This window comes from Aquibium oceanicum (assembly GCF_001889605.1).
In the GTDB taxonomy this organism is placed as follows: Bacteria; Pseudomonadota; Alphaproteobacteria; order Rhizobiales; family Rhizobiaceae; genus Aquibium; species Aquibium oceanicum.
Genome location: NZ_CP018171.1, coordinates 1,016,757 through 1,034,695, shown reverse-complemented (window position 1 = coordinate 1,034,695; position 17,939 = coordinate 1,016,757). Strand labels below are relative to the sequence as shown.

At 66.8% G+C, this 17,939-nt stretch carries 14 protein-coding genes and 1 pseudogene; 9 read left to right on the top strand and 6 right to left on the bottom strand.

Going from position 1 to position 17,939, the window contains the following annotated elements:
* Positions 1–18: 18 nt before the first annotated feature.
* The 9 genes from kduD to BSQ44_RS05140 all read left to right on the top strand — a co-directional run bounded on the left by kduD (position 19) and on the right by BSQ44_RS05140 (position 8,838).
* A complete protein-coding gene (kduD, locus tag BSQ44_RS05180) occupies positions 19–741 on the top strand; it encodes a 2-dehydro-3-deoxy-D-gluconate 5-dehydrogenase KduD (protein WP_235633408.1) in 723 nt (240 codons plus the stop codon).
* A 10-nt stretch (positions 742–751) separates the two neighbouring features.
* Positions 752–1,093 (top strand): cupin domain-containing protein, encoded by a 342-nt coding sequence (locus BSQ44_RS05175; RefSeq protein WP_072602245.1) that lies wholly within the window; start codon positions 752–754, stop codon positions 1,091–1,093.
* Positions 1,094–1,209: 116 nt separating this feature from the next.
* On the top strand, positions 1,210–2,625 hold the full coding sequence (gene gndA, locus BSQ44_RS05170) for an NADP-dependent phosphogluconate dehydrogenase (RefSeq protein ID WP_072602244.1): 1,416 nt from the start codon (positions 1,210–1,212) through the stop codon (positions 2,623–2,625).
* Between the two features lie 35 nt (positions 2,626–2,660).
* Positions 2,661–3,719, top strand: coding sequence for an L-glyceraldehyde 3-phosphate reductase (gene mgrA / locus BSQ44_RS05165; RefSeq protein WP_072602243.1), 1,059 nt, complete (start codon positions 2,661–2,663; stop codon positions 3,717–3,719).
* Positions 3,720–3,729: 10 nt separating this feature from the next.
* Complete coding sequence (locus BSQ44_RS05160; protein WP_072602242.1) at positions 3,730–5,340, top strand: glycoside hydrolase family 43 protein; 1,611 nt, start codon at positions 3,730–3,732, stop codon at positions 5,338–5,340.
* 144 nt (positions 5,341–5,484) lie between these two features.
* Positions 5,485–6,429 carry an ABC transporter substrate-binding protein gene (locus BSQ44_RS05155; RefSeq protein ID WP_072602241.1) on the top strand — a complete coding sequence of 315 codons (945 nt, stop codon included), beginning with the start codon at positions 5,485–5,487 and terminating at the stop codon, positions 6,427–6,429.
* 97 nt (positions 6,430–6,526) lie between these two features.
* The gene (locus tag BSQ44_RS05150; protein ID WP_083534498.1) at positions 6,527–7,387 is read left to right on the top strand and encodes an ABC transporter permease; all 861 of its coding nucleotides are present in this window, start codon (positions 6,527–6,529) and stop codon (positions 7,385–7,387) included.
* Positions 7,384–8,160 (top strand): ABC transporter ATP-binding protein, encoded by a 777-nt coding sequence (locus tag BSQ44_RS05145; RefSeq protein ID WP_072602240.1) that lies wholly within the window; start codon positions 7,384–7,386, stop codon positions 8,158–8,160. Before BSQ44_RS05150 ends, BSQ44_RS05145 begins: the two co-directional genes overlap by 4 nt.
* 171 nt (positions 8,161–8,331) lie before the next feature.
* On the top strand, positions 8,332–8,838 hold the full coding sequence (locus BSQ44_RS05140; protein ID WP_072602239.1) for a YciE/YciF ferroxidase family protein: 507 nt from the start codon (positions 8,332–8,334) through the stop codon (positions 8,836–8,838).
* Between the two features lie 93 nt (positions 8,839–8,931).
* Here the strand turns inward: BSQ44_RS05140 and mbfA are convergent, their stop codons facing one another.
* The 6 genes and pseudogenes from mbfA to BSQ44_RS05110 form a co-directional block, all read right to left on the bottom strand.
* The gene (gene mbfA / locus BSQ44_RS05135; protein ID WP_072602238.1) at positions 8,932–9,915 is read right to left on the bottom strand and encodes an iron exporter MbfA; all 984 of its coding nucleotides are present in this window, start codon (positions 9,913–9,915) and stop codon (positions 8,932–8,934) included.
* 73 nt (positions 9,916–9,988) lie between these two features.
* Positions 9,989–10,384: an HD domain-containing protein gene (locus tag BSQ44_RS26245; protein ID WP_235633407.1), complete on the bottom strand. Its 396-nt coding sequence runs from the start codon at positions 10,382–10,384 to the stop codon at positions 9,989–9,991.
* Positions 10,385–10,456: 72 nt separating this feature from the next.
* Positions 10,457–10,846 (bottom strand): annotated as a pseudogene (locus BSQ44_RS05125) (GFA family protein); the annotation flags it as partial.
* A 2-nt stretch (positions 10,847–10,848) separates the two neighbouring features.
* Positions 10,849–11,067 (bottom strand): DUF3072 domain-containing protein, encoded by a 219-nt coding sequence (locus BSQ44_RS05120; RefSeq protein WP_072602237.1) that lies wholly within the window; start codon positions 11,065–11,067, stop codon positions 10,849–10,851.
* Between the two features lie 100 nt (positions 11,068–11,167).
* Entirely contained in the window at positions 11,168–15,763 is a 4,596-nt protein-coding gene (locus tag BSQ44_RS05115; RefSeq protein ID WP_072602236.1) for a translocation/assembly module TamB domain-containing protein, read from the bottom strand.
* Positions 15,760–17,637 (bottom strand): autotransporter assembly complex protein TamA, encoded by a 1,878-nt coding sequence (locus tag BSQ44_RS05110; RefSeq protein WP_072607872.1) that lies wholly within the window; start codon positions 17,635–17,637, stop codon positions 15,760–15,762. The genes BSQ44_RS05115 and BSQ44_RS05110 overlap by 4 nt, the downstream gene beginning before the upstream one ends.
* Positions 17,638–17,939 lie beyond the last annotated feature (302 nt).

The following is a 17,939-nucleotide window of genomic DNA, read 5'->3' as shown; positions in this document are numbered from 1 at the left end:
CTGACCGGCCGCAGGGCCATGGTGACCGGCGCCAACACCGGTATCGGCCAGGGCATCGCGATCTCGATGGCGCTGGCCGGCACGGAGGTGCTCGCCGTCGGCCGCTCGGCGATGGACGAGACCCGCGCCGCGATCGAAGGCGCGGGTGGGAAAATGCGGGAGATCCGCGCCGATCTCGGCGAGACCGGCTCGGTCGCCGCGATGTTAGAGAAGGCATGGGACGAGCACGGGCCGATAGACATCCTCGTCAACAATGCGGGCATCATCCGCCGCGCCGACGCGGTGGACTTTGCCGAGGACGACTGGGACGCGGTGATGGACGTCAACCTCAAGTCAGTCTTCCTGCTCTGCCAGGCATTTGCCCGCAGGGCATTCGCGGCCGAGCGGATGGGCCGCATCGTCAACATCGCTTCGCTGCTCTCCTTCCAGGGCGGCATCCGCGTCGCCTCCTACACGGCCTCCAAGAGCGGCCTTGCCGGCCTGACGCGGCTCCTCGCCAACGAATGGGCGGCCAGGGGTATCAACGTCAATGCCATCGCGCCGGGCTACATCGAGACCAACAACACCGAGGCGCTGCGCAACGACCCGGTACGGCGCGAGGACATCTTGAAACGCATCCCGGCGGGTCGCTGGGGCCAGCCGTCCGACATCGGCGGCACGGCGGTGTTTCTGGCGAGCGATGCCGCGACCTATGTGCATGGGGCTGTCATACCGGTCGACGGCGGCTGGCTGGCGCGCTGAGGAGGAAATGATGGCCGAGAACCCGCTCTTCGTCCGCCCGACCGACGGCGCCTGGATCCCAACCGACCCCGGCGTCAGGCGGCGCATCCTCGCCCACAACGAGGACCTGATGGTGGTCGAGTTTTCCTTCGAGAAGGACGCGGTCGGCAAGCTGCATTCGCATCCGCACGTGCAGGCCTCCTATGTCGCGGAAGGCTCGTTCGAGGTGACGATCTCCGGTGTCACCGAGATGCTGTCGGCGGGCCAGAGTTTCATCGTGCCGTCGAACGCGGTCCACGGCGTGCGGGCGCTGGAGCCCGGTCTCCTGGTGGATTCCTTCACCCCGGCACGGCAGGATTTCCTGAACGGCTGACGGAGAACTCGCGTGCAAGGCCGGCATTGACGGATTGCGCCGGTGGCGTCCATCATCCACGCAGGCCTCACCTGTCCCGGTCGTTCGGCCGCTGGCACCAATTCGGAAATCGGTACATGCAGGAAGCGGAAATCGGACTGATCGGGCTCGGCGTAATGGGCTCGAACCTGGCGCTCAACATCGCCGAGAACGGATACCGGATCGCGGTCTGGAACCGCACCGGGAGCAAGACGCAGGAATTCGCCGCCGGGGCGGGCGAACTGGCCGACCGCATCGTACCTTGCGACACGCTGGAGGAACTCGTCGCCTCAATCCGCCGGCCGCGGCCGATCATCATCATGGTGCAGGCCGGCGCGCCGGTGGACGAGCAGATCGCGGCGCTGCGGCCGCTGCTTTCGGCCGCCGACATCATGATCGATGCCGGCAACGCCAATTTCCGCGACACAATGCGGCGCTTCCGCGAACTGGACGGCTCGGGGCTCACCTTCATCGGCATGGGGGTCTCGGGTGGCGAGGAAGGCGCGCGGCACGGTCCCTCGATCATGGTCGGCGGGGCGCAGTCATCGTGGCTGAGGGTGCGAGACGTGCTCACCGCGATCTCGGCGAAATACAAGGACGATCCTTGCGTGGCCTGGCTCGGCCCGGACGGCGCCGGGCATTTCGTCAAGACAATTCACAACGGCATCGAATACGCCGACATGCAGATGATCGCCGAAATCTACGGCATACTGCGCGACGGCGTCGGTCTCGGCACCACGGAGATGGCGAGGCTCTTCGAGACCTGGAACGAAGGCAAGCTGGATTCCTACCTGATCGAGATCACGGCCAAGGTGCTGGCCGCCACCGACCCCGCCACCGGCAAGCCGGTGGTCGACGTCATCCTCGACCGCGCCGGGCAGAAGGGCACGGGGCGCTGGTCCGTCATCGAGGCGCAGATGATGGGCGTGCCGGCCACGGCGATCGAGGCGGCGGTGGCGGCGCGCAGCCTGTCGGCGCTGAAGACCGAGCGCGAGGCCGCGGAAGCCATCTACGAAGACCGGCCGGTGCGGTTCGGAAAGGACCGCGCGCGCGACGTGGTCGACGATCTCGAGGCCGCTCTCTTTGCAGGCAAGATCGCCGCCTATGCGCAGGGATTCGCGGTCATGGAAGCCGCCTCGCGGGAATTCGCCTGGGGTCTGCCGATGGCGACGATCGCGCGGATCTGGCGCGCCGGCTGCATCATCCGCTCGCAGTTTCTCGACACGATCGCGGAGGCCTTCGAGGACGGGCCGGTGACAAACCTCCTGACCGCGCCGCGCTTCGTGGACCTGATGAAGGAGGCGGTGCCGGCGCTGCGCCGCACCGTGGCGCGTTGCGCGGAGGCCGGCATCCCCGCGCCCGCGCTCTCTTCCGCGCTCGCCTATTTCGACACCTATCGCCAGGCGCGCGGCACGGCCAACCTGGTGCAGGCGCAGCGCGATTTCTTCGGCGCGCACGGCTTCGAGCGGATCGACGCCGAGGGCCATCACCACGGGCCGTGGGGCGGCGACTGACGCGACGGCATACTACGGGGAGAGGGAGGAAACGGATGGGTCGCTGGACGCCCGCGGACAACCGCTACGAGACGATGAAATACAACCGCTGCGGCCGTTCTGGGCTGAAGCTGCCGGCGCTGTCGCTGGGGCTGTGGCACAATTTCGGCGGCGACACGCCGCACGAGACGAAGCGCGCGATCTGCCGCAAGGCTTTCGACCTCGGTATTACGCATTTCGATCTCGCCAACAATTACGGCCCGCCGCCCGGCTCGGCCGAGACCGCCTTCGGCGAGATCCTGCGCACCGATTTCGCCGGGTATCGTGACGAACTGATCGTCTCGACCAAGGCCGGCTACGGCATGTGGCCGGGGCCCTACGGCGAATGGGGCAGCCGCAAGTATCTCCTCTCCTCGCTCGACCAGAGCCTGAAGCGGCTGGGACTTGATTACGTCGACATTTTCTATTCGCACCGCTTCGACCCCGACACGCCGCTGGAAGAGACCATGGGTGCGCTCGACCAGGCGGTGCGGTCCGGCAAGGCGCTCTATGCCGGGATCTCGTCGTACAACTCGCAGCGCACGCGCGAGGCCGTCGCGATCCTGAAGGATCTCGGAACGCCCTGCCTCATTCACCAGCCGAGCTATTCCATGATCAACCGCTGGGTCGAGGAGGACGGGCTGCTCGACACGCTCGAGGATCTCGGCATCGGCTCAATCGTCTTCTCGCCGCTGGCGCAGGGCATGCTGACGTCGAAATACCTCAAGGGCATTCCCGAGGACAGCCGCGCCGCGCAGGGCAAATCGCTGCGCCAGGCCTTTCTCAACGAGCGCACGCTGGACAACATCCGCGCGCTGAACGACATCGCCGCGCGGCGCGGGCAGACGCTGGCGCAGATGGCGATCGCCTGGGTGCTGCGCGCCCAGAGCTCGGGAGCACGGGTGACGACGGCGCTGATCGGAGCCAGCCGGCCGGAGCAGGTCGAAGACAGCGTCGGGGCGTTGAAGAACCTGGATTTCTCCGCGGCGGAACTGGCCGAGATCGACCGGTACGCGCGCGAGGGCGACATCAACCTTTGGGCGGCCTCGGCGGAGCGCAAGGGGCCGCAACGGTGAGGAGCGACAGATGATCCGCAATCCCATCCTGCCCGGGTTCAACCCTGATCCCTCCATCTGCCGTGTCGGCGGCGACTACTACATCGCCACCTCGACTTTCGAATGGTATCCGGGCGTGCAGATCCACCATTCGACGGACCTCGTGAACTGGCGGCTGGTGAAGCGGCCGCTGGAGCGGGCGAGCCAGCTCGACATGCGGGGCAACCCCGATTCCGGCGGCATCTGGGCGCCGTGCCTTAGCCACGCCGACGGGCTGTTCTGGCTGGTCTACACCGACGTGAAGCGGCTAGAGGGCAACTTCAAGGACGCCCACAACTACATCGTCACCGCGCCGGCGATCGAGGGGCCGTGGTCGGACCCGGTCTACGTCAATTCGAGCGGTTTCGACCCCACGCTGTTCCACGACGACGACGGGCGGAAGTGGTTCCTGAACATGCAATGGAACTACGTCTCGACCGGCGTCGGCGGCAATCCCAAGCACCCGTCCTTCGACGGGATCCTGATGCAGGAGTATGACGCCAAGGCCGGGAAGCTGGTGGGGCCAATCAGAAACGTCTTCGCGGGTAGCGCGCATGGGCTGGTCGAGGGGCCGCATCTCTCCAAGAGGAACGGCTGGTACTATCTCACCACCGCAGAGGGCGGCACCGGCTACGGCCACGCCGTCACCATGGCGCGTTCGCGATCGATCGACGGCCCGTACGAACTGCACCCGGACGTGCACGTCATCACCTCGAAGGACGCGCCGGACGCGCCGCTGCAGCGCGCCGGGCACGGGCAGATCGTCGAGACGCAGGACGGCGCGGTCTATCACACGCACCTGTGCTCGCGTCCACTGCCCGGCATCCGGCGCTCGCCGCTCGGGCGCGAGACCGCGATCCAGAAATGCGTCTGGGGCGACGATGGCTGGCTGAGGCTCGCCGATGGCGGTCCGGTTCCGAGCGTTGACGTCGAGGCGCCGGCGGGCGCGGCGGAACCCGCTGCAGCCGAGGTGGTGCATCACGATTTCGACGCTAGCAACCTGCCGCTCGATTTCCAGTGGCTGCGCACGCCCCTCCCCGAGCGGATCTTCTCGCTAACGGACAAGCCCGGCAGCCTGCGCCTCTTCGGGCGCGAGTCGATCGGAAGCTGGTTCGAGCAGGCGCTGGTGGCGCGCCGGCAGGAGCATTTCGATTTCGACGCGGAGACCGAAGTTGCCTTCGCGCCGGAGACCTACCAGCAGGCGGCGGGGCTGGTGCACTACTACAACCGGCACAAGTTCCACTTCCTCGCCGTGACCTGGCAGCCCGGACAGGGACGCGTGCTGCAGATCATGTCCTGCCTCGGCGACTGGGAGAACGGGCGGCTCAGCTTCGGTCTGGACCAGCCGCTTCCGATCGGCGAGGAAGGCGAGGTCGGGCTCGCGGCGGAAGTGCGCGGCGCGGAGCTGCGGTTCCGCTGGCGCGTCGGCGCGGGAGAGTGGAAGGATATCGGTCCGGTGCTCGACGCCAGCCTGATCTCCGACGAAGGCGGGCGCGGAGAACATGCCTCCTTCACGGGCGCCTTCGTCGGCATGGCCGCGTTCGACACCAGCGGGCGCGGCAAGCCGGCCGATTTCGGCCATTTCAGCTATCGACCGCGCTGAAGGATGGAGGCCCGGTTGCTCAAGCGCTAGGCAGGTTCAGCATTTGTGCAATCGGCGCGCCGTGTGCCGATTGACAGGCCTTAGTCGCTGTGCTGCGATTGTGGCTCGGGTGGCTCGTTCGGGCCAGACAATTCGGAGTGGATCATGAAGAAGACAACCATCCTCGCGGCCATCGTCGCCGCGACGGCGGCGGGTGCGGCGCAGGCGCAGAACACCGAAGTCGCCATCGGCATGAGCGGCTGGACCGGCTTTGCGCCGCTGACGCTCGCCAAGGAGGCCGGCATCTTCGAGAAGAACGGCCTTTCCGTCGAGATCAAGAAGATCCCGCAGAAGGACCGCCATCTCGCCATCGCCTCGGGCGACATCCAGTGCGCGGCCACGACCGTCGAAACCTTCATGATCTGGAACGCCGCCGGCGTGCCGATCAAGCAGCTCTTCCAGCTCGACATGTCGCACGGAGCGGACGGTATGGCGGTGCGCAACGACATCGCTTCCATCGCCGACCTGAAGGGCAAGACGGTGGCGGCGTCCGCGCCGGGCACCTCGCCCTATTTCGTGCTGGCCTGGATGCTCAACGAGAACGGCCTTTCGCTCGACGACGTCACGGTCGTGAACCTCGAGCCCTCGGCGGCCGCGCAGGCCTTCGTCGCGGGGCAGAACGACGCGGCCATGACCTACGAGCCCTATCTCTCGACGGTGCGCGACAATCCCGATGCCGGCAAGATCATCGCCACGACGCTGGACTATCCCATCGTCATGGACACGTTCGGCTGCACGCCGGAATTCATCGAGGCGAACCCCGAAGCCGTGAAGGCGCTGGCCGCCAGCTACTACGACGCGCTCGACATGATCGAGAGCGACAAGGACAAGGCCTACGAGATCATGGGCGCCGACGTTAAGCAGAGCGGCGAGGATTTCGGCAAGTCGGCGGGCTATCTCGAATGGCAGGACCGGGAGGCCAACAAGGCCTTCATGTCGAGCGGCATCGAGGAGTTCTACGCCAAGGCGGGTCCGCTCCTGAAAGAGATCGGCATCGTCAAGGAGATCCCGGCGACCGACACGCTGGTCGACACCAGCTGGATGGAGTAGGCGCTTCCGCCCAGGTAAGAAGCAACCAGACAGCGGTTTGGCCCTCATCCGGTCGCCGGATGAGGGCCTGCCGCATGCAAACCTGCCGGCAGGACGGATGACGCAGCAGCCGACACTCTCACGCACGAGCGCCGACGCGGCGGCCGGTACGGTCTACGAACGGCGGAAGGCGCGCCCCGTCTACCTCCGTCCGCTGAAGCCGGTTTCCACGCCGGCGCGCATCGGCCTCGGCATCGGCTTCTTCGTGCTGTTCGTCGCGGGGTGGTCGCTCGCCACCTTCGGCGGCTTCGTGTCGCCGCTCTTCCTGGCGAGCCCGGCGCGCATGGTGCGCGAGGGCTGGAGCCTGCTCACCGAGTACAATTTCAGCTACGACATCGGGATCACCATCTGGCGCGTCTTCGGCGGCTTCGTGCTGGCCGCCATCATCGCCGTGCCGCTCGGCATCGCCATGGGCGCATGGAAGGCGGTCGAGGCGTTCTTCGAACCCTTCGTTTCCTTCGCACGCTACCTTCCGGCGTCCGCCTTCATCCCGCTCCTGATCCTGTGGGCCGGCATCGGCGAAACGCAGAAGCTGCTGGTGATCTTCATCGGCGCCGTGTTCCAGATCATCCTGATGGTCGCCGTGACGGTGGGGCAGACGCGGCGCGACCTGGTCGAGGCGGCCTACACGCTCGGCGCCTCCGACGGCGGCATCGTGCGGCGCGTGCTGATCCCGGCCTCGGCGCCGCAGATCGCCGAGATCCTGCGCCTGGTGCTGGGCTGGGCGTGGACCTACGTCATCGTGGCGGAACTGATCGGCTCCTCGTCGGGCATCGGCCACATGATCGTCGACAGCCAGGCGCTCCTGAACACGGGGCAGATCATATTCGGGATCATCGTCATCGGCGTCATCGGGCTGGTCTCGGACTTCCTGTTCAAGGAAACCAACCGGCGCCTGTTTCCGTGGAGCCTGGCATGACCGCTGTCGCGATCGATGCGGTATCCCGCACCTTCCCCGGCGTGCGCGGCGGACAGCCGACAGTGGCGCTGACGCCGATCACGACGGCGATCGCGGAAAACGACTTCGTGACGATCCTCGGGCCGTCCGGCTGCGGGAAGTCGACCCTGCTCAGGATCGTCGCCGGGCTGGACGAGCCCTCGTCGGGGACCGTCTCGGTGCGCGGGCGCGCGGTCGTGGGGCCGGGCGCCGACCGGGGAATGGTGTTCCAGTCCTACACGCTGTTTCCCTGGCTGACGGTGGAAGAGAACATAGAGTTCGGTCTGCGCGAGAAGGGCATGGCGAAGGCGCAGCGCAGCGAGATCGTGGCATTCTACGTGGCGAAGGTCGGCCTGAGAGGTTTCGAGCGGCATTGGCCCAAGCAGCTTTCGGGCGGCATGCAGCAGCGCGTGGCGATCGCCCGGGCGCTGGCCAACGACCCGGCGATCCTGCTGCTGGACGAGCCCTTCGGCGCGCTCGACAACCAGACACGCGGGCTGATGCAGGAACTTCTCCTCCAGATATGGGAGGCCGACCGCAAGACGGTGCTGTTCGTCACCCACGACATCGAGGAAGCGATCTTCCTCGGTAGCCGCTGCCTGGTGATGACGGCCCGGCCCGGCCGCGTGAAGGCGGACGTGGCGATCGAACTCCCCCATCCGCGCCACTACCGCATGAAGGCCGAGCCGGCGTTCCTCGACCTGAAGATGCGGCTGACGGAGGAGATTCGCGAGGAAGCGAAGAAGGCGGCCTAGGCCGTCATCCTTGTGCCGATACGGCGGACGTCGCGCAATGAAACGCTCCGCATCAATTCGTGAGTTTGCGGTTTCGCACCTCCGGAACAAGGGCGCCCTCCGTTCGTTCGTCTGGAACGCGGCCAAGAGCCGTCGAGAATTTCCAGCAACAAACAACGAGGAGAAAATCCCATGGGACTTTTCACCAAAGACATCAAGACGATGGATGACCTGTTCGTGCACCAGCTGCAGGACATCTACTACGCCGAAAAGCAGATCCTGAAGGCGCTGCCGAAGATGATCGACAAGGCGTCGAGCACGGAACTGAAGACCGGCTTCAAGCAGCATCTCGCCGAGACGGAGATCCATGTCGAAAGGCTCGAACGCGTCTTCAAGATGCACGGCAAGGAGCCGAAGGCGGTGGACTGCCCCGCCATCGACGGCATCATCAAGGAGACCAACGAGGTCGCCGGCGAGGTCGAGGACAAGGATGTTCTCGATGCCGCGCTGATCAATGCCGCGCAGGCGGTGGAGCACTATGAAATCACGCGCTACGGCACCCTGATCGCCTGGGCGCGCCAGTTGGGCCGCAACGATTGCGCTTCGGTTCTCCAGCAGACGCTGGCCGAGGAGAAGAAGACGGACGAGAAGCTCACCAACCTCGCCGAAATGCGCATCAACCTCAAGGCTGCAGAATAGCAGCCAGGATAGCCGCTCCCAGAGCGGTGAAGGGTGCGGGTGGAGCTGGCCGCAAGCGGCTCCGCCCGCACCTTTTCTTATTGTGTTTTCGTATCACGCATTGCCGATCAGCACGCCCGCGGCGAAGACCAGTGCACCGCCCAGAACGACCTGGAAAGTCGCCCGCAGGAAGGGCGTGTCCATGTAGCGGTTCTGGATGAAGGCGATCGCCCAGAGTTCCAGGAACACGACCACCACGGCCACCGTCGTCGCCGTCCAGAATTGCGGGATGAGGTATGGCAGCGCGTGGCCCAGCCCACCGATCGTCGTCATGATGCCGGAAGCAAAACCGCGCTTGACGGGCGAGCCGCGGCCCGAGAGCTTGCCGTCGTCATGGGCGGCCTCCGTGAACCCCATCGAGATGCCCGCCCCCACCGAAGCCGAAAGGCCGACCAGAAAGGTCTGCCACGTGTCGCCGGTCGCGAAGGCGGCGGCAAAGATCGGCGCGAGCGTGGAGACCGAGCCGTCCATCAGACCGGCGAGGCCCGGCTGGACGTAGGTGAGGATGAACTGGCGGCGCTCGGTGTTCAGTTCCTGTGTGCGGGTGCCTTCCGGCAGGTGCTCCCGCTCCAGGCGTTGCGCGGTCTTTTCGTGGCGACCCTCGGCGGCGGCGAGATCGCCCAGCAGCTTGCGCGTCGACGCATCCGAGGTGCGCCTGGCTGCTTCCAGGTAAAACCGCTCGGCCTGCCGCTCCATCTCCTCGCCCTGCGCCAGTACCTTTTCCAAGCCAAGCGGGCGAACCAGCCAGTCCGGCTTGCGCTCGTAGAAGCCGCGCACGTGCTCCCGGCGGATCAGCGGGATGCTTTCGCCGAAGCGCTCCCGGTGCAGATCGATGAGGGCGGCGCGGTGCTGCTCCTCTTCCTCGGCCATCCCGTCGAACACCTTCGCAGACTGCGGGAACTCGTCGCGCAATCCGTCGGCGTAGGCCCGGTAGATGCGGCCGTCGTCTTCTTCCGACGAGATGGCGAGCGCGAGCACTTCCTGCTCGGAGAGGGAATCGAAGGAACGGCGGCCGAAGCCGAAAACACGGGAGAGCATGCCGTGAAATCCTATTTAGAATTATTCTAAACTAGGAGGTCGGCGGCGTCGCGTCAATGCGGGAAGGGTTTGGTCAGGCCGCGAACTCGCGGTGCAGGAGCGCCAGCGCGTCGTCGTATTTGCCTGTATCGTTGCCGGCGATGCGCGACGCCTCGATATTGTCTTCGAGATCGGCGCGCTTGACCGGGCGGGCGAGCGAGTTTGCCGCGGCGCGACGGGCGAAATCGAGATAGTCCTCGCCCATGCGTCGGGTCATGGCGTCGACAGCGTCGACGACGGCTTCGGAGAAGCCTTCCGCGAGCAGGCGCTGCGTGGTCCAGTGGGGGTTCTTCTCGATGACGTCGTGGAGCCAGGCGACGATCTTCTCGTCCATCCCAGCGACGGACGCTGCGACTCTTCGGCAGTGTTCGAGCTTCGGTTCCCCGTTCTTGCCGGTCTGGCCGTCATGGGCGGACGCGGCTACCTGCATCGCATGCTCCAGATCGCCTGCGCGCGAAGTATCCGCAGGCATATCGTCGAGGAGGTCGAGCTGGGCCGGCTCCTCCCGATCCGCGTCGTACTGGCCGGCGCCGGCGAGCGGCGGAAGCCAGTGCTCCCGGCGCCGGGTCCAGAGTTCGTAGGTGGGTTCAAGGCCCGTCGGAGCATCGTCGAGCGAACCCACATTGATCTCAGCTTCCTCGGGCCTGAGGGAGAAAAGGCGCGAACCACAGAGCGGGCAGAAGCTGCGCCCGTCGTGGCTGGCTATGTCGCCGGCGATGGAAAAGGCGGATCGCGGCCATACCGCGAAGGTGACGAAGGCCGAGCCGCTTGTCTTGCGGCAGTCGGCGCAGTGGCAGAGCCCGAACCGTAGCGGTGCGCCGTGGACGCTATAGCGAACCGCGCCGCAGAGACATCCGCCGGTGCGCTTCTCCGAACTCTCCAGCCCCTGCATGTTCAGAGCCCCAGCTTTTCCTTGAGCGCATCGATGCGCTTGGAGGCTTCCGCCTTGCTGAGGCCCTCGTCATAGGCGCCGTCGTCGTGCGCCTGCTCGGACAGGGTCTTGAGGTAGGATCGCTGCGCGCCGGTCATCGGCTCGTCGCCGCTGACCCAGTCGTCGGGCTCCTTGCGGGTGTTGGAATCGTCCGCCGATTTCGGATTGGTCTGGTCGGTCATCGCCGTTCTCCTCGTTGCGGGAGAAATGCGGACGAACCATGCTGGTTCCGGCAGCAGGCGGACGGATGGAGCTTCCGGGCGGCGGCGCGAGGTGGGCCGCTCAGTAGTCCTTTTCGTAGAACAGGCCGATGCTGGAATCGCCATCGGAGCCGACCGAGCCGCGCGCCTTCAAGTCCTCGGTGATGTCGAGGTTGATGGTGCCGCGCGTGCTGCCCTGGGCTCCCGCCTCGACGCCGAGATAGACGTTCTCCTCGATGTAGCGGCCGGCGCGGACGGCGGTCTCGCCCTTCGAATTAGTGACGATGTCGAGATCGTCGAGCCCCGTCGCGTTGCGCAGGCTTCCCAGAAGCGAGGTGTTAGAGCCGCCGGCAAGCTCGGCGGCGGCCGCGGCGAGCTGGGCGATCTGAAGGGCGGAGAGTTCGCCGATGCTGCGGTTGAAGATCAGCCGCGCCAGCACCTCGTCCTGCGGCAATCCGGGTTGCGAGGAGAATTCGATCTGCGGATCGGAGACCCGGCCGCGAACTGTGATGAAGACCGTGATGTCGTCGCTCTCGGTGCGGGCGACAAAGTCGATGAACGGGTCCAGGTCGCCGACGAGGCTGACCCGACCCTCGTCGAAAGTGATGCGTTGTCCGAGGATCGAGAGGCGGCCGCGGATGAGATTGAAGGCGCCGACGGGCTGCACGCCCGTGATCGGTCCGGTGATACGCACCTGGCCGCCGAGTTCGGCGTCGAGACCGCGGCCGCGCACGAAGATCTGGTTGGGCGCGCGGACGGTGATATCGAGCCGCGCCACGCTCGGCCGCGCCGTCGGCATCGGCGTCCCGTCGTTGGCACGCGCGCGCTTCAGCGTGACCGCGACGTCCGACGGCGGATTGACGTGGATGACGTCGATCGAGGTCGGGCCGCCGCCGAGGCTGCCGGCGATGGTGATCTCGGCACGCTCGATCAGGATGTCGCCCGAAATCAGCGGGTCGCGCGCGAGCGCACCGGTCACCGACAGGGTGCCGTCGACGGTCGCCACGACCAGCTCGCCGTCGGTGTAGCGGAAGTCCTGCAGCCGGATCGAAAGGTTCGCGGGGAAGCCGTCGGCGATCGAGACGGTACCGCTGGCGCTGACGGTGCCGCCGCCGGCGGCCGAAGCGGAGAGATTGTTGATCGTGATCGTCTGCACGGACGCCGACGCCGACAACGTGATGCCGGTGAAGCGGATGTTCGTTTCGGGATCGACCAGCGACGCGCCGGCAGTCGAGATCGAGCCGGTGACGACCGGGTTGCCGATGCTGCCGGAGACGTTGATGTCGGCGACGAGCGTGCCGGAGACCTGGGTTCCGCGATCGGCGAGGAAGCGGTTGGCGAGCGACAGCGGGACGCGTCCATTGACCGATACGTTCAGGCCGGGACCGGAGATCGGCACGCGTCCGCTGGCGGTAAAGGAGAGGTCCTGCGGGCCGGAGACGGTGGCGCGGTTCAGAACCACGGCGCCCGCCCCGTACTGGCCCGAGGCGGTGAAGCCGAGGGAGCCGATTCCGAACTCTGCCAGCGGGGCGGCGGTGATGCCCTGGCCGGAAAGGTCGAAGACGACGCGCGGATCGGCGAGCGCGCCCTGCACGTTTGCCGTGCCGGTGACGATGCCGCCGAGGTTCTGACCCGGCACGGCCGCGTTGAGGACCGAGAGCGGGAAGCTCTGGAGCGTCACGTCGAGCGCGAGCGAACCGTCGCCGAGTGGAACGCCGCCGGTCGCCCTGGCTCGGAAGCCTTCGGGGCTGGTGATGGAGGCGTCGAGGTTGAGCCGGTCGCCGCTGGTGGTGCCGGTCGCATCGACGTCGAGGGTCGACAGCCCCGCCTGGCGGAGCGCCGCGGCAGCGAGGTCGTTGCCCTGGATGTCGAATGCGACGTTCGGCCGGTCGCGCGGGCCGGTCACGTCGGCGGTGCCGGAGACCGTTCCGCCGAGCCCGAGATCGGGGCGGATCGCGTTGGCGATGGCGAGCGGGAGATCGCGGATCGACAGGTCGACGTCGATGGTCTCGGAGACGGTACCGGACGCGCTGATGTTGCCGTTGCCGACCTGCAGCGAAAGGGCATCCAGCGCGATGTCCTGTCCTTCGATGCGCACGCTGGCGGGTTCGGAAACCCGGGCCGAGAGGTTCTGCCAGGCGAGCTGCGCGTCGGCGAGCGTCAGGCGGAAGCCCTGCCCCTCCGGCGCCAGGGCACCGCTTGCGGAGATGTCGGCGCCGTTGGCGAGCGTGGCTTCGGCGGAGAACTGCGTGGCCTCCCCTTCCCGGGTGGCTGTGGCGCGCAGCGTATCGACCTCGACGCCGCCGGCGACGACACCGCTTGCCGATATGTTGCCGGCAACGGCCGGCACATCGAACAGATCCTCGACCCTGACGTCTGCGGTGGCTTCGCCGACGCGGATCGTGTCGTAGACAAGCCCGTCGACCCGCGCATTCACGGACGCCAACTGGCTGCCGTCCTGGACGGAGAGGGAGATGTCGGCGTTCACCGCACCCCGGGCCTCGGCCAGTGCGAGTGCTGCGGCCGTCGAGATATTGGGCGCATCGAGTTCGAGCTCGCCGGTGAGGAGGCCGGCTTCGGTCTGGGTCAGATCGCCGGTCAGCACCGCGCCGCCCGCCTCGAAGCGCAGGCCCTCCAGCCGCCGCTCGCCATTCGCGACGGCGATCTGCGAGGCGAGGTCGATGCGCGTGCCGTCGAGGAAGGCGTTGCCGGAGAGTTGGCCTTCGAGGTTTTCGCCACGGAGCGTACCTTCGAAGCCGACGCTCGCATCCCTGAGCGAGCGGCCGGCCAGGCTGCCGGACGGAACGCGGGCGTCGAGATCGAGATTGATCACGCCTTCGCTTCCCTTGGCCGTGCCGGTCGCGGTGAGCCGGCCGGATGCGCGCTCGTCGATCTGCGCAAGGTCGGAAACGGCGACGTCGAAGCGGAAGTCGGCGGCACCGGTGGCGAAAGTGCCGTCGGCGGTGAGTTCGACCTGCTCGTTGGCGATGCGGAACCCGTCGGCGACGAGCCCCTGCTCGCCGCGCGCGACGCGTCCCGAGATGGTGGTGGTGCCGGAAAGAAGGTTGTCGGCGGCAGGCTGCGCGATGCGCAGGTCGGTCGCCTGCCCGTCGAGGGTGAGGTCGAAGGCACCGGACAGCGGCTTCAGTTCGCCCGTGGCGGTCAGGTTCGCACCACCGCCGAGTTCGCGCCCGGCAAGTTCGGAGAACGGCGCGATGCTCGACGCTTCGATGCCGACCTTGCCGTCGAAGACGTAGTCGACAATCTGCCCGGCAGCGGTAAGTGTCAGCGACTTGCCATCGACCAGGAGGTTTTCCAGGCGGATCGGCGAACCGGCATTCCAGCCGCCGTTGATCGCCAGTTCGATGCGGTCGCCCAGTGCCTCGGCGATGTCCTGCCGCTCGGCTTCGATGCCATTCGCGGCACCGCTGATGTCGAAGGTGATGCTGCGCGTCTGCGGGTCGTTGAGGTTCCGCACTTCGCCGCCGAGATCGAGGGCGACGCCGTCGATGGAGAAGGCATCGGAATCGAGCTGCGAGACCGAGACCTTACCCGACCATTCCCCGCCGGCCGCTTCGCCGAAGGCGAGATCGACGGTGGCGCGCTGCAGCGTCGTGGTGCCGCCCGGGACGGGAAGGACGACAGGCTGCGTGCCGTCCGCGCCGACATTGGCCTGGAGCGTCAGCGACCGCAGGAAGCCGTCCGCGCCGGTCTCGGCCGTCGCCTGCAGCTTGAGCCCCGCGCTGTCGAGATCGAGTGCCTCGATGGCCACGCCACCTCCGTCCCTGACCGTGCCGTTGACGGTCAGTTCGACGTTCTCGCCGAAGAAGGCGCGATAGGCCGGCGCGACGAGGCGGGCGATCGGGCCTTCGATGTCGGCGGCGAACTCCAGACCCTGCGGCCCGCGATCGAGCTGTGTCGTGCCCGTGAGCACGCGCTGGCCGTCGGCATCGAGCGTGAGCTGCAGGTCGAGATCGCCGACCGGGCCGGAGCCTTTCAGGGCGAGCGCCACGGGCGGGCGGCCTTCGATGCTGAGCAGGTTGGCGACGATGCCGTCGGCCGGTTCGTCGAGCGACAGGTCGACGTTCAGGACCTCGCTCTCGTTGGCATAGCTCGCCGTCAGGGCCAGCGTGCCGCCCGGACCGTCGAGACGCTGCGCGTTGAGCGTGGTCTCGAGTTCTCCATCCTGCAGGCGGAAGCTGCCGGTGGCCGACAGCGACGATTCCAGGCCGAAGACGGTCTGGCCGAAGTGCAGGCGCTCGATCTCGAGGTTTTCCAGGATGATGGCGAGCGGCAGGTCGGGCAGCTGGAAAGGCTGCGCCTCGGGCTGCGGCAGCCCGCCTTCGGCGGGCACCGGCTGGCGGATGAAGTCGATCAGGTCGGCGCGTAGCGTTTCGATCTCGAGCCGGCCGCGCAGGAGCGCCGTGCGGTTCCAGTCGATACCGGCATTCTCGATGCGCAGCCACACGCCCTCGCTGTCGGCCACGGTGATCTGGCCGATCGTCGCCTCGGAGGACAGGATGCCCTGGATGCCGCTGATCCTGATCTGTCGGTTGTCGGTCGAGAGCTGGTTCTCGACCAGATCTGTGAAGTAAGAGCGTTCCTCGTCCGGCGTATCCTGCGCGAAGGCAGGCAGCGCCAGGAGGAAGGTCAGCAGGGTCAGGATGAAACGGGTCAAAACGCCTGTCCTATTCCGACATAGAATGCGACGTCGGGATCGCCCGCACGCGGGTCGAGCGGCACCGCGACGTCCAGCCTGATCGGCCCGAGGCCGGTGAGATAGCGCACGCCGGCGCCGACGCCGACGCGGACGTCCTCGTCGAATTCGGGGAAGGATTCGGCGCCGACATAGCCGGCGTCGACGAAGCCCACCACGCCGATGCTTTCCGTCACCCGCGCCCTCAGCTCCGCCGAGCCCTCGATGAGCGAGCGTCCGCCGACGATCTGCCCGCCCGGCACCTCGACGCCGATGTTGCGATAGGCATAGCCGCGCACCGACCCGCCGCCGCCGGCGAAGAAGAGACGGTCGGGAGCGGTCTCGCTGATCGGCGAGCCGACCAGGCTGCCGACCTTTATCCTGCCGGCCGCGACGAAGCGGTTCTCGTCGCCGAACCCGTAGTAGGCACGTCCCTCGGCCGTGAAGACGGCTGCGGCATTGCCATAGTTGAACTCGTAGAATGGCTCCGCCGTGACTTCGGCGTAATAGCCTTCCGTCGCGTCGGCTTCGTTGTCGCGGCTGTCGTAGACGAGCCCGCCGAGGACGCCGACGCTGGTGAATTCGCGCTCACCGTAGACATCGTCGTCAAATTTGGCGTAGCGGCCAGTCGCGAAGAGGCGCGCCGACAATTCCTCCGTGAAGAGGTGCGTGAAGCCGGCCTGAACCGTCACGCCGGTGCGTGTATAAGGTTCCAGCACCTCGCGGTCGCCGAACACGGAGGTAACGAAGTTGGTGTCGGGGGTGAAGATGCCGGGGCGAGTGAAGGTGCCACCGACCCTGTAGGTGAATTCGTTCGGATCGACGCCGTTGATGCCGCCCACCTTGGCTTCGAGACGCAGGCGCTCGGCGCGGCCGAAGAGGTTGCGGTGCAGCCAGTAGGTTTCGAGGCCGAGGCCGTCGACGGTCGAGTAGGTGCCGCCGATGCCGATGCGGCGCAGCGCCCGCTCCTGCACGATGACGCTCATCGGCAGCAAGCCATCCTCTCCGATCTCATCGCCTTCCACGATGCGCAGGGAACGGAACACGTCCAGCCGCGCGAGGCGAGCGCGGGCGCGCTCGACGTCGTCGGGATCGAACTCCTCGCCGGTGGTGAGGTTGGCCATGTAGGCAACGAAGCCCGGATCCATCCTTTCGGTGCCCTCGACCGAGGTGGGACCGTAGACGGCGCGGCGGCCCGGCTCGACCCTCAGCAGCGCGTCGACGGTGTCGCTGTCGTGCGCGGCCACCACGCGCCGTTCGGCGACCGCGGCCTTGGCATGACCCTGCTGGCGCCATGCCTCGACGGCGAGGCGCTCGGCTTTCAGGATGACGCCCGAATTCGCCGGCTCGCCCGCGCGGAAACCCTCGTCTTCCGGCTGGTCCACCTCGTCGCGGCGATTGGTCGCCGGCGGGGCGCGGTTCTCGATACGCGCCTCGTCGAACAGGAAGAGCGGTCCCGGATTGACGAGGATCGTGACGGCGGCCGGGTCAGGCAGGACGGTATCCGGCGGCAGATCGGCCGCCTGCCGTCCGTCTATGGTGATGGAAATCGAGCCGCCGTAGCGACCCTGTTCATAAAGTGCGGCCAGCAGTCGGCGATAGTCGTCGCGCGCCTTGGCGATCAGGCCGGCTTCGCCCGACGCCGGCTCGTCGCGATCGGCCCACAGGTTGGAAGCAGCCTTGAGTTCGCTCTCGACCTCATCGCCGGTAACGACGAACTCCACCGAATAGGGCTGCGGTTCGCCGATGACGTCGGCTTCCTCCTCCTGGTCGCGCTCGAAGAATTTTATGCCGAACAGCTCGAATGCGCGCGCGGGTGCGGCAGCGGTGATCGACAGAGCCGCAACAAGCAACAGGGTCCAGGCCGCGGGCCTCCGCGAATTTCGGCAATCATTCAACGCGCTGGATCACTCTCGATTGCGGTGGACCCCCTCCCGAGCGGCCCTACCGTCCCACACAAACACCACGCCTATCATGTCTTCAAGGCGTTACGAATATTTAAGCCTGATCGATAGCCCTTCGAAAGACACGGAATCGTGTATCCGACGCCGAAGAATGTACCGTTTCGGCGACTTGGAGTCCTCCACGTTTGTAGCACGCAATGTCAATTGGTCCAAAAAGCTGCGGTCGTTAAGGAATTTGTGATCCACGGTCGTCT